Raw genomic sequence first — 15,863 nt, 5'->3', positions numbered from 1 at the left:
CCTTGTCGGGAGGGCGAGGGGGTCAGAGGCCCCAGGGGAAGAAGACGGCGAACAGCGCGGCGGACGCGAGCCAGAACGCGAGCACGAACACGGTGTCGCGCACGCGCCACGGCACGAGGTACCGCTCGGTGCGGTCGGGGTGCGCGCCGAAGGCACGGGCGTCCATGGCGAGGGCGACCCGCTCGGCGTGACGGATGGCGCCGGCCATGAGCGGCACGACGTAGCCGAACCAGCGGGCGATCGCGGCGAAGGGCCCGCGCCCGCCGTGGGCGCCGCGCACGCGGTGCGCCTGGCGGATGACGTCGAGCTCGTGCCCGAACCGCGGCACGAAGCGGAACGCCGCCAGCGCGGTGTACCCGATGCGGTAGGGCACGCGCAGCTGCTGCACCGAAGCGCGCACGAGGTCGGGTCCGCTGGTCGAGAGCCCCGCGATGAGCGTGAGGGCGAGGATCGCGGCGAGGCGCAGACCCGTGGCGTAGCCCACTTCGAGCGCGCCGCCGTACATGGTCCAGCCGCCGAGCTGCCACACGACGACGGACTGGTCGACCCGCGACGCGTCGGTCCACAGTGCGAACCCGAAACCGATGACGAGCGCGCTGAGCGGGAGCGCGAGGAACAGGATCGCCGCGAGGCGCCGGGTGAACGACACCCCCACCAGCAGCACGACGTACGCGAGCGCAAGGAACGCGGCGGGGGTCGCGAGGTCCCGCACGAACACGAGCAGCGCCATCGCGGGCAGCGGCGCGGCGAGCTTCGCGAGCGGGTTCATCCCGTAGAGGAAGCGGACAGCGGATGCCTCGACCCGCCGCGCGTACGGATCGAACGTCGAGTGCGCGGCCGTCGCCGCGGTGAGCGGGCCGGTGTCGGTCACGCGGCACCTCCCGTGGCGTGCGGGGCCGGTGCGGCCGTCGGCGTCGATCCGGTTCGCAATTCAGGATCGTTGGGGCGCGGCAGGTCGATTCGGGCGGGTTCGCCTGCATCGGTCCTGAATTGCGAACGCGACGTGGGGAGGGGTGCGGGTGCGTCGGGGAGGTCGGCGAGGCGGGCGATCCGGGAGAGCTCGGGATGACGCTGCACGCCCTGCAGGGCGCGGCGGAGGGGCGGCGGACGCAGGCCCGCGCGGGCGATGAGGGCGTCGTCGGCGAACAGGTCGGTCGTCGGGCCCTCGGCCAGCACGCGACCGTCGGCGAGCACGACGGAGCGGTCGGCGTAGTCGGTCACGAGCTGCATGTCGTGCGTGACGACGACGATCGTGGTGCCCTCGGCGTTCAGCTCGGAGAGGAGGGAGAGGAGTTCGTCGGCGCGGGCGCGGTCCTGGCCGAACGTCGGCTCGTCGAGCACGAGCACCGGGGCGCCGGCCACGAGGGCGGTGCCGACGGACAGGCGCCGCTTCTGTCCGCCCGAGAGAAGGAAGGGGTGGCTCTCGGCCTTCGCTTCGAGCCCGAAGCGCTCGAGGAGCGCCTCGGCGCGACGTCGCACCTCGTCGTCCGGCAGGCGCTGGCGCCTCAGGCCGTGCGCGATCTCGTCGAACACGGTATGCGCGATGAACTGGTGCTCGGGGTTCTGGAACACGAAGCAGATGCGCGAGCTGAGGGTGCGCGCGTCGGCGCGGCCGACGTCGAGCCCGTCGACGTGCACCGTGCCCTTGGGCGGTGAGACCACCCCGGCGAGCGCCTGGATGAGGCTCGTCTTGCCCGCGCCGTTCGCTCCGACCACCGCGACGAAGGCGCCTCGCGGCACGTCGAGGTCGACGCCGTGCAGGACCTCGGTGCGGCCGCGGCGGAGCGTGAGGCTCCTGACGCGGATCAGCGGTGCATCCCCACCCCTTTTCGCGGATCCGGAATTCGGAGATTCGTGGCGCTTCCGGAGCGCGGCGGCCGCAGCATCCGGAATCGGCGCGATTGTCCGAATTGCGGATGCGGCGGGCAGAGGCGCGTGCGAAACCCCGGCGGGAGCGGGGGCCGACGGGGCGGGCTCGGCGTCGAGAGCGGCACGCAGCTCGTCGGGGGTCAGCGGCAGCGGGTCGAGGCGGAAGCCCGCGCGGCGGAGCCGCAGGGCGGCGATCGTCGACACCGGCAGCCACACGCCCATCGCGTGGAGATCGTCCGCGCGGCCGCGCAGCACGTCATCCACTGAGCCGTCGGCGGCGAGGAAACCGTCGTGGTCGAGCACGACGACCCGGTCGACGAAGCCGACGGCGGCGTCGAGGTTGTGCTCGACGAGGAGGATCGCCCGGTCACCGGCTGCGACGAGTTCGGCGAGGGCAGCGTAGACCTCTTCGATCCCGGCCGGGTCGAGATTCGCGGTCGGCTCGTCGAGCACGAGCAGCGGCGACCCCATGGCGAGGGCGCACGCGATCGCGAGCCGCTGGCGTCCGCCGCCCGACAGGTGGTCGGGGTTCTCGCGTCGGCGCTCCCACAGGCCCACTCGGCGGAGGGCCTCCTCGGCGCGGGCGAGCACCTCGGCCACCGGCATCCGGAGGTTCTCCGGCCCGAAGGCCACTTCGTCGAGGAGCGTGCCGGTCACGAGCTGCGCGTCGGGGTCCTGGAAGACCATGCCGACACGGGTGCTGAGCTCGGCGACCGGCGTCGCCTGCGTGTCGAGGCCGTCGACCTCGACCGACCCGGTGACGGTCGCCGGCACGGCCTGCGGCAGCAGCCCGTTGAGGGCGAGGGTCAGCGTCGACTTGCCGGACCCACTCGGGCCGAGCAGCAGCACGACCTCACCGGGGGCGACATCGAACGAGACGGATGCCGGCGCCGGCGTGGTCTCGCCGTCGTGGGTGATGCCGAGCTCGCGCACGCGCAGCAGCGGCACGGCAGGAGACACGGGGATCCGATCGTCGAGGGAAACTTAGCCTTCCCTAACTTACCGGCCGACCGCGTGGCGGCGAAACGGCTCCGGGGCGACGGATGCCTCAGAGCTGGCTGCGTCGGGCGACCCCCGCGCGCCGCAGCGCGGAGCCGATCGCGAGACCCACGGCGGTCCATGCCACCGGGCCGACGATGAACAGTGCCACGTAGACGATCTGACCCCACAGGGGGAAGCGGGTCACGTCGGCGGCGAACCAGATCGCGGCGGCGATGACGACGCCGACGATGACTGCCGAGAGGAAGAATCGCCACGGCTCCCAGCGCTTGTAGCGCGAGGTCGCGGCGATGATCTCCTGCAGTCCGCCGATGAGGAGGGCGGTGCCGATGTAGCGGCCGATCCAGAGTGGCACGACCGCGCTCGCGACGAGGGCGGCGACCATGTGCGTGATCAGCGCGACCCATGGCCGGCGCAGCAGTTCCTGCGCGACGACACCGGGAAGCACGTGCACGCCGAGGACGAGTCCGTAGAGGATCGGCGCACCGGCCGAGACGAAGCCGCTGATCGCTCCCGCGCCCGCCTGCAGAACGCCGGTCGCGACGCCGATGGCGGCGCAGGTGAGCAGAACGCTCGTCGAAATCCGGGTGCGGGCAGCCACCTGCCCAGCGTACTGGGACGCGGCCTCGCGATTCTCACTGAGCTCTCATTAACTGAGATTCACCTGGCAGTTACGTTTGAATCCGTTGCGCCCCGACGATGTGGCGCAGCGACTCCCCACATATCAATGGAGGCCACGTATGGGTCGATCCTCCGTCAGAGCAGCAGCGGTCGTCACACTCGCCGCACTGTTCACGGGCACCGCCACCGCCAGTTTCGGCAGCGTCCCGGAGGAGGTGAACACCCCGACCCCCATCAACGCTGAGGACGGCCAGTACATCGTCCTCCTCAAGGACGCACCCCTCGCCACCTACGAGGGCGGCACGAGCGGCATCCAGCGCACCAAGCCCGACAAGGGCACGCAGCTGGACGCCAATTCGACGAACTCGAAGAAGTACCTCGCGCACCTCAAGAAGCAGCAGGCGGATGTCGCGGCCGAGGCCGGCGTCACGCCCCAGCAGTCGTACGGCGTCACCGTCAACGGCTTCAGCGCCGCGCTGACGGCGAAGCAGGTTGCCGAGCTGAGCGCAGACAAGGGTGTGCTCGGCGTCTTCCCCGACGAGATCTACCACCCCACCGCCGCCGTTCCGTCGACGGAGTTCCTCGGCCTCGGCTCGAACACGACCGGCTCGGGCGGCATCTGGGATGCCGTCGGCGGTGTGAGCGAGGCAGGCAAGGGCGTCGTGGTCGGCGTGATCGACACGGGCATCGCGCCGGAGAACCCCTCGTTCGCGGGCGACCAGCTCAAGAAGAAGGGCGCTCAGGGCGTCCCGTACACGGAGAACGGCGACACGATCGTCTTCGACAAGGCGGACGGCGGCCAGTTCCGCGGGCCGATCACGATCGCCCAGAGCTGGGACAAGCGCCACTACAACACCAAGCTCATCGGTGCGCAGTACTTCTCCGCGGGTGCGGCGGCGTCCGGCTTCGACTTCAGCTACGACTTCCTGTCGCCGCGTGACGGCGACGGCCACGGCTCGCACACCGCGAGCACCGCGGCCGGCAACTTCGGGGTCGACGCGTCGGTCGAGGGCATCGGCTTCGGCAAGATCTCGGGCGTCGCTCCGGCAGCCAAGGTCGCGGCGTACAAGGCCTGCTACGTCGGACCGGACGACCTCGTCACGACCGACGACATCTGCGCCGGCAGCGACCTGATCGCGGCCATCGACAAGGCCGTCGCGGACGGCGTCGACGTGATCAACTACTCGATCGGCGGCGGCGCGGCATCCACCGTGCTGAGCGCCGACGACTACGCGTTCCTGGGCGCGGCCGCGGCGGGCGTCTTCGTCGCGGTGAGCGCCGGCAACGACGGTCCGGGCGCCTCGACCGCCGACCACGGTTCGCCCTGGTACACGACGGTCGCGGCATCCACCATCCCGACCTACGAGGGCACGGTCAAGCTGCCCAACGGCTTCCAGGCCGCGGGCGCATCGGTGACGGTGCCGTTCGGCAAGGAGCTGACCGGACCGGTCGTCTACGCGGGGGACATCGCCAAGGCGGGCGCCGCAACGAACGAGGCGGCGCTGTGCTTCCTCGGGACGCTCGACCCGGCCAAGGCCGCCGGCAAGACGGTGATCTGCGACCGCGGCACCAACGCCCGCGTCGAGAAGTCGCAGGAGGTCAAGGCGGCGGGCGGCACGGCGATGATCCTCGTCAACGTGACCGCCGGATCGCTCGACAACGACTTCCACTCGGTGCCGACCGTCCACATCGACGCGCAGTACCGTGCGGCGCTGCTGGACTACGTGCGCACCGCGGGTGCCGGCGCGACGGCGACGCTCGTGGGCGACAACGTGACCGGCAAGGTGACGCCGACGCCGCAGATCGCCGGGTTCTCGAGCCGCGGCCCGATCCTCGCGGACGGCCGCGACGTCATCAAGCCCGACGTGTCGGCTCCGGGCGTCGCGATCCTCGCGGCCACGCACAACGGACCCAAGGAGAAGCCCACGTTCGGCTTCAAGTCGGGCACGTCGATGTCGTCGCCGCAGGTGGCCGGCCTCGGTGCGCTGTACCTCGGCGAGGAGCCGCTGGCGTCGCCCGCGAAGATCAAGTCCGCGCTCATGACGACGGCGTACAACCTCGTCGACGCGAACGGGCAGCAGACGGCCGACACGTTCGCGCAGGGCGCGGGTCACGTCGATCCGAAGCGGTACTTCAACCCGGGCCTCGTGTACGAGAACGGCATCGTCGACTGGGCAGGGTACCTCGAGGGCGCCCTCGGGCAGGACTACTTCGACGGCGTCGACCCGATCGACCCGAGCGACCTGAACATCGCCTCGATCGGCATCGGCGCGCTCGCGGGCACGCAGACGGTCACGCGCACCGTGACGGCCACCACCGCGGGCACCTACACGGCGTCGGTGAACGTCCCGGGTGTGGACGCGGTGGTCGAACCGGCGACGCTCGAGCTCAAGGTCGGCGAGTCGAAGTCCTTCACGGTGACCTTCACGACGGCCGGTGCGTCGCTCGAGCAGTGGGCGACCGGATTCCTCACGTGGACGGGCGCCGGCAACACGGTGCGCTCGCCCATCGCGGTCTACCCGGTCAGCGCCGACGCGCCGCCGACGGCGGCGGGCACCGGTGCCGAGGGCGACCTCGACATCACGGTCACCCCGGGCTTCACCGGGCAGCTGCCCCTGACGGTGCTCGGCCTCGCCAAGGCCGACGTGCTCATCGAAGGCAACGAGAAGACCGGCGAGGCGAACGGCGGCACCACGAACGTGCTGGTTCAGGTGCCGAAGGGCATCGACGTGGCGAAGTTCGCGCTGAACTCGTCGGTCGACACGTCGGGCACCGACCTCGACCTCACCGTCTACCATGTGGTGAGCCCGACCGACCTGCGCTACTACGCGCGCTGGCAGTCGGCCACCGCATCCGCGGACGAGGCGGTGCAGATCACGGAGCCGGCCGAAGGGTGGTACGTGATCTCGGCCAACGTGTACGCGTTCACCGCGCCCTTCACCTGGACGGCGACGAGCGCTCTCGTCGGCCCGGGCGGCGTCGGTGCGCTCACCGCGGACCCGAGCACGCTGGCCGCCCAGCAGGGACAGGCCGCGACGTACAACCTGTCGTGGTCGGGTCTCGACAAGGGCAGCTACCTGGGCGTCGTCCGCTACGGCGACTCGCAGGTGCGCACCGTGGTCTCGGTGGACGTGCCGTAACCCGTACCGATGCAGCGAGGGCGCCCGGGCTCAGGCCCGGGCGCCCTTCGCGTCTGTGGATTTCGGATGCTGCGGCCGGCAGCATCCGTTCCCCCAAGACTCGTGCGGGGGACGGGGTTACAGGCGGCGGCGGCGCCGGGTCAGGCGCACGGCGGGCATCGGCGGAGCGGGGATGCGCTCGTCGCCGTGGTCGACGACGCGGCCGAAGCGGTCGGAGCCCGCCTCCCAGGCCTCGCGGGCCTCGACGATCTCTTCGTGGGTGCGGCCGACGAAGTTCCACCACATGACGACGTCGTCCTCGAACGGTTCGCCGCCGAGGAGGAACAGCGTCGCCCCGGCCGGGCTCGAGATCACGACATCGTCGCGGTGCGTGCCGAGGTAGAGGAGGTGCGCCGCGTCGACCACGACGTCGTCGCCGGCGTCCGCCGTGACGGCGGCCTGGCCGTAGACGGCGACGAGCGCGTGCTCCCACGCGGGGTCGAGCGGCACCGTCACCGTCGAGCCCGCCGGAATCCGCAGCTCCGCGCCGACGATCGGCGTGTAGACGGTTGCCGGCGACGCGACGCCCGCGAGCTCGCCGAGCACGACCGTGGCCGAACCCGCGTCGCCGGTGACAGGCGCGAGCTCCACCTCGGGCAGCACCGCGTGCTGCTCGAACGCGGGCCCGCCGTGGCGTCGCGACTCCGGCAGGGCGACCCAGAGCTGCAAGGCGTCGAGCGGCGCGGCATCCTCGCCGACCGAGTACTCGGAGTGGGCGATGCCCGCGCCGCTCGTCATGAGGTTGAGGGCTCCGCGATGAACGACGACGTCGCTGCCGACGGAGTCGCGGTGGCGCACATCGCCGAGGTACGGCCAGGTCACCGTCTGCAGGCCGATGTGGGGGTGGGGCTCGACGCGCATGCGCGTCTCCTGCGGACCGAATCGGTCGAGGAAGCACCAGGCGCCCACGAGCGGCAGCTCACGCTGCGGGAGTGCGCGGTGCACCGACATCGCGCGCACGCCGCCGAGCGGCACTTCGCGGGCCTCGAGCAGGAGAGCGCGCGGTCCCGCACACTCGACCGCGGATTCGGTCGCGACGGCGTCGTCGGCGTCCATTCGGGTCATGTCGCCGGCTCCGATCACTCCGGGTGCGGCTGGTCGGGCCACTCGACGGTGAGCCCGGGCACATCGTGCGTGCGGAGGTACTTCGCCACCACGGGACAGTGCGGCACGACCGTCTCGCCGCGGCGGGCGGCATCCGCCATCGCCTCCGCCACGACCGTCTGGGCGATGCCCCGGCCGCGGAAGGCGGGGTCGACCTCGGTGTGCGGGAAGTGCAGGCGGCCCTTCGCGTCGATGCGGAACACGGTGAATCCCGCGAGCACCCCGTCGACGTGCCCCTCGTAGCGGCGATCCTCGTCGTTGCGGGTCACGATGGTCTGCGTTTGCGTCTCGGTCACTTCAGTCCCTCCGTCGTCCTACTCAACGTACGGGTCCGCCGCGCGATTCCGCCACCGCACACACGCGGACCCCTGGCGGGACGGTGGCCACGGGTCTATCGTCGGCCTCGTCCGCACTGCGCGGGCCGATTCGGGGGAATCGATCGATCCGTCCACGGATTCGAAGGGGAATCATGAAACGACGCATTCTGGCCGCGCTCGCGGCCGTCGCACTGGGGGCCGTCGTGCTCGTCGCGGGGGCGGCAGGGCCTGCCACGGCTTCGCCGCTGCTGGTCGCCAAACACGTCGCCCTCGGCGACTCCATCGCCGCGGGCCAGGGTGGCGGCGTCCCGCTGGACGCCTGCGCCCGGACCGACGGGGGCTACGCGGCCCAGCTCGACCAGGCGCCGAAGTTCAACCTGCTGCGCAACGCCGGGTGCTCCGGTGCCACGATCGCCGACACCATGGCGCAGCTGGAGCAGGTGAACCGCGGTACGAACGTCGTGACGCTCACGGTCGGCGCGAACGACCTCGACCTCGACCAGGTCTACGCCGCGTGCGCGGCCGCCGCGGCGGGCGGGGACCCCGCGCCGTGCCTCGCCGCGATCCAGATGGCCGTCGGTTCCGCGCCGGGGATCGTGATGCCGCTCAGCTCGCTGATCGGATCGGTCGCCCAGCGCTCGCCGAATGCGACCATCGTCGTCACCGGCTACCCGCACCTGCTCGCGGCGCCGCCAGGCGCCCCGCAGTTCGCCCAGCTCGCCGCCCTCGTCGCCGCGGTGAACGGGGCGACCGACGCGCTCAACGCCGCGATCCAGGGCGCCGTCGGCGCCGCCGCCGCGGGCGGTGCGAACGTGCTCTACGCCGACGTGGTCGACGCGTTCGCCGGGCACGGCGTGCAGCTCGTGCCGGGCGGGCCCAGCGACCCGTGGTTCGGGCTCGATCCGGTGGGTGACCCGGCGGGCTATCTGCACCCGACGTATGCGGGGTACACCGCCTACACCGACGTGATCCTGGACGCGCTCGGGCGCTGATCCGCGAGGACTGACGGATGCCGCGGGCCGCGGCATCCGTCAGTCCTCATGCCCCCGCACCGCCGCCTCCTGCCTGCCCGTGCCGACCCCATCTCGCCGATCCGGATTCGGAGGTGTGATCTCTTTCCGGAGCAGGGACCCCCCGCGGCTCCGGAGACGTCACGAACGTCCGAATTCCGGATCCGCGAAGGGGCGGGCGGCGCGCGCGAGAGGGTCGCGCGAGCGGGGGGACCGCCAGGACGAACGGATGCTGCGACCTGGCAGACTCGGACGGTGACGCTTCTCGAGACCATCAGTGCCGCGGCCGAGGCCTCGGGTGCGCCCGCGGGGGCGCCCGACGCCGACGCGCTGTACGACGCGTTCGTGGAGTGGGCGGGGGATCAGGGCTTCGCGCTGTACCCCGCGCAGGACGAGGCGGTCATCGAGATCGTGTCGGGGTCGCACGTGATCCTGTCGACGCCGACGGGCACGGGCAAGTCGCTCGTGGCGGTCGCGGCTCACGCGGCCTGCGTCGCCCGTGGCGGTCGCACCTATTACACCGCGCCGATCAAGGCGCTCGTGAGCGAGAAGTTCTTCGCGCTCGTCGACATCTTCGGCGCCGCGAACGTGGGCATGGTCACCGGCGATTCGTCGGTGAATCCGGATGCCCCGATCGTGTGCTGCACAGCGGAGATCCTCGCGAACCTCTCGCTGCGGCAGGGCGCGGACGCCGCGGTCGACCAGGTCGTGATGGACGAGTTCCACTACTACGGCGACCACGATCGCGGGTGGGCCTGGCAGGTGCCGCTGCTGCTCCTGCCTCGCGCACAGTTCGTGCTGATGTCGGCGACGCTGGGCGATGTCACGCCGATCGCCGAGGATCTCGAGCGCCGCACCGGGCGCACGGTCTCGCGGATCACGGGGGTCGAGCGCCCGGTGCCGCTGCACTTCTCGTACGCCCGCACGCCCGTGCACGAGACGGTCGAAGAGCTGCTGCACACCGGCGAGTCGCCCGTCTACATCGTGCACTTCTCGCAGGCCGCCGCGATGGAGCGGGCGCAGGCGCTGTCGTCGATCAAGATCGTCTCCCGCGAGCAGCGCGACGCGATCGCCGAGGCGATCGGCGGCTTCCGCTTCACGACCGCGTTCGGCCGCACCCTGTCGCGCTACGTGCGCGCGGGCATCGGCGTGCACCACGCGGGCATGCTGCCGCGCTACCGCCGGCTCGTCGAGACGCTCGCGCAGCGAGGGCTCCTCCGAGTCATCTGCGGCACCGACACCCTCGGCGTCGGCATCAACGTGCCGATCCGCACCGTGCTCATCACGGCGCTGTCGAAGTTCGACGGCACGAAGATGCGCCAGCTCTCCGCGCGCGAGTTCCACCAGGTCGCCGGTCGTGCGGGACGCGCCGGCTACGACACCTCGGGCACCGTCGTCGTGATGGCGCCGGAGTGGGAGATCGAGAACGAGGCCGCGCTCCGCAAGGCCGGCGACGACCCCGCCAAGCGCAAGAAGATCGTGCGCAAGAAGGCGCCGACCGGCGTCGTCAACTGGGGCCTCGGATCGTTCGAGCGCCTCGTCGAGGCCGAGCCCGAGCCCCTCGTTCCGCAGCTGCAGCTCACGGCCGCGATGCTCATCAACGTCATCGCGCGCGGCGGCGACGTGTTCGAGAACGTCCGCAGCCTCGTGTTCGACAACCACGAGCCGCGCGCCCGGCGGTACGAGCTCGCGCGGCGCGCGATCGCGATCTTCCGCACGCTGCTGACGGCCGACGTGGTGGAGATCGACCGGAGCGGAGGCGATGGCGAGGGCCGCAGCATCCGTCTCACCGTCGATCTGCAGCCGAACTTCGCACTCAACCAGCCGCTGTCTCCGTTCGCGCTCGCCGCGATCGAGCTGCTCGACCCCGACGACACGGCGGGCGCCGCGGGGACAGGGCATTACGCGCTCGACGTCGTGAGCGTCATCGAGGCGACGCTCGACGACCCGCGGCCGATCCTGTCGCAGCAGGAGTTCAAGGCGCGCGGCGAGGCCGTCGCCGCGATGAAGGCCGACGGCATCGAGTACGACGAGCGGATGGCTCTGCTCGAGGAGGTCACGTATCCGAAGCCGCTCGAGGAGCTGCTCGCGCAGTCGTACGAGGTGTTCGCGTCGAGCCAGCCGTGGGTGCGCGACTTCGAGCTGTCGCCGAAGTCGGTCGTGCGCGACATGTTCGAGAGGGCGCTGTCGTTCTCGGAGCTGATCTCGCTGTACCAGCTCGCGCGCAGCGAGGGACTGGTGCTGCGGTACCTCTCGGACGCGTATCGCGCGGTGCGCCAGACCGTTCCGGCCGAGGCGCAGAACGACGACCTCCACGATCTGGTCGCGTGGCTCGGCGAGGTCGTCCGACAGGTCGACTCGAGCCTCGTCGACGAGTGGGAGGCGCTGATCAACCCCGTGGACGACCCGTCGGCTCCAGTGGTTCCGCCGGCCCCGCCGTCGGTGCTCACCAACCGCCGCGCGTTCGGCGTGCTGGTGCGCAACGAGCTGTTCCGCAGGGTGCAGCTCGCCGCGCTGCAGCGCGACGAGGAGCTGGTCGAGCTCGACCCCGAGGTGGACTGGCCGGCCGCGCTCGACGCGTATTTCGACGACCACGACGAGATCCTGACGGGCGGAGCGGCCCGGTCGCCGCGACTGGTGACCGTGGACGAGACGGATGCTGCGTCCTCGGGGCTCTGGCGCGTGGAGCAGACGATCGACGACCCGGCGGGCGATCACGACTGGCGCATCCGGGGCGTGGTCGACCTCGCCGCGTCGGAGGAGGCGGGCACCGCGGTGGTGCGGGTGACCGAGGTCGTGCGGCTGTAGCCCGAACGCCCCGATCGTGCCCATCGCACAACGAACCCCCGGCGCGGCTGCGACCGCGCTCAGCCGAGCCCGAGTCCGCCGTCGGTCGACAGCACCTGGCCCACGACCCACGCACCGTCGGGCGTCGCGAGCCAGCCGATGAGCCGCGCGGGATCCGCGGGCTCGCCATAGCGGCCGAAAGGCGTCGACCGCATCCACGCCTCGATCTCGTCGAGCGGCCGGTCGGTCGTCTCGGGGTCGAGATAGCCGGTGTTGACCGGACCGGGATCGATCGTGTTGAGGATGATGCCGAGGTCGAGCAGCTCCGCCGCCACCGTCTTCGTGACGCCGGCGAGCGCCGCCTTGCTCGCCGCGTATGCGACCTCGCCGCGCATCGCGCCGTGGATCTGGCCCGATGTCATCCAGAACACGCGGCCGGTCGGCTCGGTGAACGGCCCCCGTCGCTCGACGCGCTCGCCGGGGCGCGAGTCGGGTGCAGGTGCGCCCGCGTGCAGCCTCGCGAACTCGCGCGTCAGCAGCAGCGTCGACCGTGTGTTGGTCTGCCAGAAGGCGTCGAGCCGGTCGGCGGTCATGTCGAGGATCGATCCGTCGTCGCCCGACTGCGCGTGATTGCACACCAGGATGTCGAGCCGCCCGGTCAGTGCCGTGGCGGCCTCGATGACGAGGGAGACGGTCCCCACGCCCCCTCCCGGCGCCGCCGGCGCGTCGCCCGGAGCCTGCGGGCGCGTGGGCGCAGCCGCGTCCCGCAGGTCCGCGCTGATGTCGCCGAGCTGTGCGCCCGGCGCGAGTTCCGCGCGCAGACCCTCGCGCACGGCGTCGAGGTCGTCGCCGCCCCACGGCAGGCGTGTGTCGTGCGGGCGGTAGTGGTGGAAGAAGACGTCGGCGCCGAGGCGCGCGAACTGGGCGGCGACGGCGAAGCCGATGCCCCGCCGGCGCGAGACGCCGGTGACGAGGGCGGTCTTGCCGGTGAGCGGCAGGGACGACGAGGAGGGGAACATGCGATGCCTTTCGCGGACGCCGGCACGCGGCATCCATGATTCTGTGGCTGCGCGGATCGCGCAGACCGATGGTGACGGGAGACGGGGTCACAGGCATTGCATGGGGGTGACGCTACCGCATGCGGTGGAAGGGCGGCATCCGGGATGATGGCGTCATGCCGACGTACGTGGCGTTCCTGCGGGCGATCAACCTCGGGGCGAACCGGAAGTTCCCGAAGGGCGACATCGTGCGCGCGGTCGAGGGCGTCGGGTTCACCGACGTCGAGACCCACATCAACACGGGCAACGTGCGCTTCACGACGACGCTGCGCTCGCGGGCGAAGATCGAGAAGGCGCTCGAGGACGCCTTCGCCGCGGACCGCGGGTTCGACGTACCCACGATGGTGTTCACGATCGACGAGCTTGCGGCGATCGCCCGTGACGCCGTCGTCCTCACTGCGGGCCGGCGCGGCCTGGAGCGGCACTACGTGTATCTGCTGAAGGAAGCGCCGCAGGCCGACACGATCGCCGAGATCGAGGGGCTCACGACGGATGCCGGCGAGATGGTCGTGCGCGGCCGCGTCGCGCACGCGCTTCTCGGCCCGGGCTACCAGGCCGGAACCGTCGATCCGCTCCGCGCGGCGAAGCTGCTGGGCGTCGCGACCAACCGCAACGCGAACGTCATCACCACGCTCGCGGAGAAGTGGTGCTGAGCTCGGGGTGTGGTGGCTTCACTCGCTCCTCAATTGAGGTCCAGGGCCGGAGTGCGGCCCCGACCCCGGCGCGCCGCTCCTCATCTCGGCCCTGATCCTCAATTGAGGATGCCGGGAGGCTCCTCCACACAACCCGGGGACATGGGTTCGGCTCGGGTTGTGCACCGGGCGGGGCGCACGGGGGAGCGCGTCGGATCCCGCGGCTACCCTGGGACGGGTGACAATCCCCCAAGGCGACCCGTACGCCGACCTCGCGTGGGAGCCCGAGTTCGCTCCTGCGCCCGACGATTCGTGGGCGCCGCCGGAGGACGGGTGGTCCCCACGCCCCCTCCAGACGCCGCTGGCGCGTCGCCCGGAGCCTCCGGGCGCGTGGGCCCAGCCGCCTCCCGACCCCATGGCGGGCGGCTCGACGTCGATCGACCCCTTCGCGGGCGCCGGTCCGCGCCGGGACTTCACGGGCGCCGACGCGGCCACCGTGCTGCGCGAGGTGTACGGATACGACGCGTTCCGCGGTGAGCAGGGCGCGATCGTCGACCATGTCATTGCCGGCGGCGACGCCGTCGTGCTGATGCCCACCGGCGGTGGCAAGAGCGTCTGCTACCAGGTTCCGGCGCTCGCACGCCCGGGCACGGGGCTCGTCGTGAGCCCGCTCATCGCCCTCATGCACGACCAGGTCGACGCGCTCGTCGCCAACGGCGTGCGGGCCGCGTACCTCAACTCGACCCAGGCGCCGCCCGAGCGCGCGGCCGTCGAGCGGGCGTACCTGGCGGGCGAGCTCGATCTCCTCTACGTCGCCCCCGAGCGGCTGAACACCGAGGCGACGCTGCGATTCCTCGGGCGCGGAGAGCTCAGCGTCATCGCGATCGACGAGGCGCACTGCGTGTCGCAGTGGGGTCACGACTTCCGCCCCGACTACCTGGCGCTGGGTACCCTCGCCGAGCGATTCCCCGGGGTGCCGCGTCTCGCGCTCACGGCGACGGCGACTCCCGCGACGCACCGCGAGATGACCGAGCGGCTGCAGCTGCCGCAGGCGCGCCACTTCGTCTCGAGCTTCGACCGGCCCAACATCCAGTACCGCATCGAGGCCAAGTCCGACCCGCGGCGCCAGCTCGTCGCGTTCATACGCTCGCAGGGGTCCGGCGCGGCGGGCATCGTCTACGCGCTGAGCCGAAAGTCCGTCGAGCAGACGGCCGAGTTCCTCTCGGCGCAGGGCGTCGACGCGCTGCCGTACCACGCCGGTCTTCCCGCCGAGACGCGTGCCGCGAACCAGTCCCGCTTCCTCCGCGAGGACGGCGTCGTGATGGTCGCCACGATCGCGTTCGGCATGGGCATCGACAAGCCCGACGTCCGCTTCGTCGCGCACATCGACCTGCCGAAGTCGGTCGAGGGCTACTACCAGGAGACCGGCCGGGCGGGCCGCGACGGCGAGGCATCCGTCGCGTGGATGGCCTACGGCCTCGGCGACGTGGTGCAGCAGCGCCGCATGATCGATCAGTCGCCCGGCGACCGCGCCTTCAAGACCCGGCTCGGCCAGCACCTCGACGCCATGCTGGGCCTCTGTGAGACGGTCGGATGCCGCCGCCAGAACCTGCTCGCCTATTTCGGCGAAGCCTCTGCCCCGTGTGGCAACTGCGACACGTGCCTCGAGGCGCCCGACACCTGGGACGGACTCGTCCCCGCGCAGAAGCTCCTCTCGACGATCGTGCGTCTGCAGCGCGAGCGCGGCCAGGCGTTCGGCGCCGGTCACCTCGGCGACATCCTCCGCGGCGCCTCGACCGACCGCATCCGGCAGCAGGGCCACGACCAGCTCTCGACGTACGGGCTCGGCGCCGATCTCAGCGATCAGGACTGGCGCAGTGTGATCCGCCAGCTGCTGGCCCGCGGCATCCTCGTCGCCCGCGGCGAGTACGGCACGCTCGCGCTCGGCGATTCTGCGGCGGGCGTACTGCGCGGCGAGACGCCGGTGCCGTTGCGCCGCGACGTGATGGGCCGCTCCGGCAGCGTCGCACGGGTGCGCAAGTCCACCGCTCCCGAGACGCTCGACCCTGCGAACGCCGGTCTCTTCGAGGCGCTGCGCGCGTGGCGCGCCGGCGTCGCGAAAGAGCTCGGCGTGCCTGCCTACATCGTGTTCGGCGACGCGACACTGCGCGCCGTCGCCGAGCGCCGGCCCGCGAGCCTCGCCGACCTCGACGGTGTCTCGGGCATCGGCGCCAAGAAGCGCGAGGCGTACGGCGAGGCCGTGCTCGCGGTGGTCGCCGCCGCCTGA

General features: G+C 71.7%; 11 protein-coding genes. 5 read left to right on the top strand and 6 right to left on the bottom strand.

Features of this window, described 5'->3' with window-relative positions; all coding sequences use genetic code 11:
* Positions 1-22: 22 nt before the first annotated feature.
* The 3 genes from ASF40_RS00420 to ASF40_RS00410 form a co-directional block, all read right to left on the bottom strand.
* A complete protein-coding gene (locus tag ASF40_RS00420; RefSeq protein WP_056364881.1) occupies positions 23-871 on the bottom strand; it encodes an energy-coupling factor transporter transmembrane component T in 849 nt (282 codons plus the stop codon).
* Positions 868-2,835, bottom strand: coding sequence for an ABC transporter ATP-binding protein (locus ASF40_RS00415; RefSeq protein ID WP_082496767.1), 1,968 nt, complete (start codon positions 2,833-2,835; stop codon positions 868-870). The genes ASF40_RS00420 and ASF40_RS00415 overlap by 4 nt, the downstream gene beginning before the upstream one ends.
* A gap of 82 nt (positions 2,836-2,917) precedes the next feature.
* Positions 2,918-3,469 (bottom strand): ECF transporter S component, encoded by a 552-nt coding sequence (locus ASF40_RS00410; RefSeq protein ID WP_056364878.1) that lies wholly within the window; start codon positions 3,467-3,469, stop codon positions 2,918-2,920.
* A gap of 139 nt (positions 3,470-3,608) precedes the next feature.
* On the opposite strand from ASF40_RS00410, the gene ASF40_RS00405 reads away from it, so the two are divergent.
* Positions 3,609-6,629, top strand: coding sequence for a S8 family serine peptidase (locus ASF40_RS00405; RefSeq protein WP_056364875.1), 3,021 nt, complete (start codon positions 3,609-3,611; stop codon positions 6,627-6,629).
* 117 nt (positions 6,630-6,746) lie between these two features.
* Here the strand turns inward: ASF40_RS00405 and ASF40_RS00400 are convergent, their stop codons facing one another.
* Positions 6,747-7,733 carry a pirin family protein gene (locus ASF40_RS00400; protein WP_056366581.1) on the bottom strand — a complete coding sequence of 329 codons (987 nt, stop codon included), beginning with the start codon at positions 7,731-7,733 and terminating at the stop codon, positions 6,747-6,749.
* Positions 7,734-7,747: 14 nt separating this feature from the next.
* A complete protein-coding gene (locus ASF40_RS00395) occupies positions 7,748-8,068 on the bottom strand; it encodes a GNAT family N-acetyltransferase (RefSeq protein ID WP_056364873.1) in 321 nt (106 codons plus the stop codon).
* A gap of 173 nt (positions 8,069-8,241) precedes the next feature.
* Between ASF40_RS00395 and ASF40_RS00390 the strand changes: the two genes are divergently transcribed.
* Positions 8,242-9,081 (top strand): GDSL-type esterase/lipase family protein, encoded by an 840-nt coding sequence (locus tag ASF40_RS00390; protein ID WP_056364869.1) that lies wholly within the window; start codon positions 8,242-8,244, stop codon positions 9,079-9,081.
* A gap of 273 nt (positions 9,082-9,354) precedes the next feature.
* On the top strand, positions 9,355-11,907 hold the full coding sequence (locus tag ASF40_RS00385; protein ID WP_056364865.1) for a DEAD/DEAH box helicase: 2,553 nt from the start codon (positions 9,355-9,357) through the stop codon (positions 11,905-11,907).
* A gap of 59 nt (positions 11,908-11,966) precedes the next feature.
* On the opposite strand, the gene ASF40_RS00380 is transcribed toward ASF40_RS00385, so the two are convergent.
* A complete protein-coding gene (locus ASF40_RS00380; protein ID WP_056364863.1) occupies positions 11,967-12,905 on the bottom strand; it encodes an SDR family oxidoreductase in 939 nt (312 codons plus the stop codon).
* A gap of 155 nt (positions 12,906-13,060) precedes the next feature.
* On the opposite strand from ASF40_RS00380, the gene ASF40_RS00375 reads away from it, so the two are divergent.
* Both ASF40_RS00375 and recQ read left to right on the top strand, forming a co-directional pair.
* Entirely contained in the window at positions 13,061-13,597 is a 537-nt protein-coding gene (locus ASF40_RS00375; RefSeq protein WP_056366576.1) for a DUF1697 domain-containing protein, read from the top strand.
* Positions 13,598-13,814: 217 nt separating this feature from the next.
* Positions 13,815-15,863 (top strand): DNA helicase RecQ, encoded by a 2,049-nt coding sequence (gene recQ / locus ASF40_RS00370; RefSeq protein WP_056364861.1) that lies wholly within the window; start codon positions 13,815-13,817, stop codon positions 15,861-15,863.

It is taken from the genome of Microbacterium sp. Leaf288, assembly GCF_001422925.1.
Lineage (GTDB): Bacteria > Actinomycetota > Actinomycetes > Actinomycetales > Microbacteriaceae > Microbacterium.
The sequence above is the reverse complement of the archived record's forward strand: the minus strand, read 5'-3'. Positions and strand labels throughout refer to the sequence as shown.

Excerpts from the sequence above, each read along its gene's own strand:
- ASF40_RS00380 (WP_056364863.1), bottom strand. The coding sequence starts at position 12,905 with ATGTTCCCCTCCTCGTCGTCCCTGCCGCTCACCGGCAAGACCGCCCTC.
- ASF40_RS00375 (WP_056366576.1), top strand. The coding sequence starts at position 13,061 with ATGCCGACGTACGTGGCGTTCCTGCGGGCGATCAACCTCGGGGCGAAC.
- ASF40_RS00390 (WP_056364869.1), top strand. The coding sequence starts at position 8,242 with ATGAAACGACGCATTCTGGCCGCGCTCGCGGCCGTCGCACTGGGGGCC.
- ASF40_RS00400 (WP_056366581.1), bottom strand. The coding sequence starts at position 7,733 with ATGACCCGAATGGACGCCGACGACGCCGTCGCGACCGAATCCGCGGTC.
- ASF40_RS00405 (WP_056364875.1), top strand. The coding sequence starts at position 3,609 with ATGGGTCGATCCTCCGTCAGAGCAGCAGCGGTCGTCACACTCGCCGCA.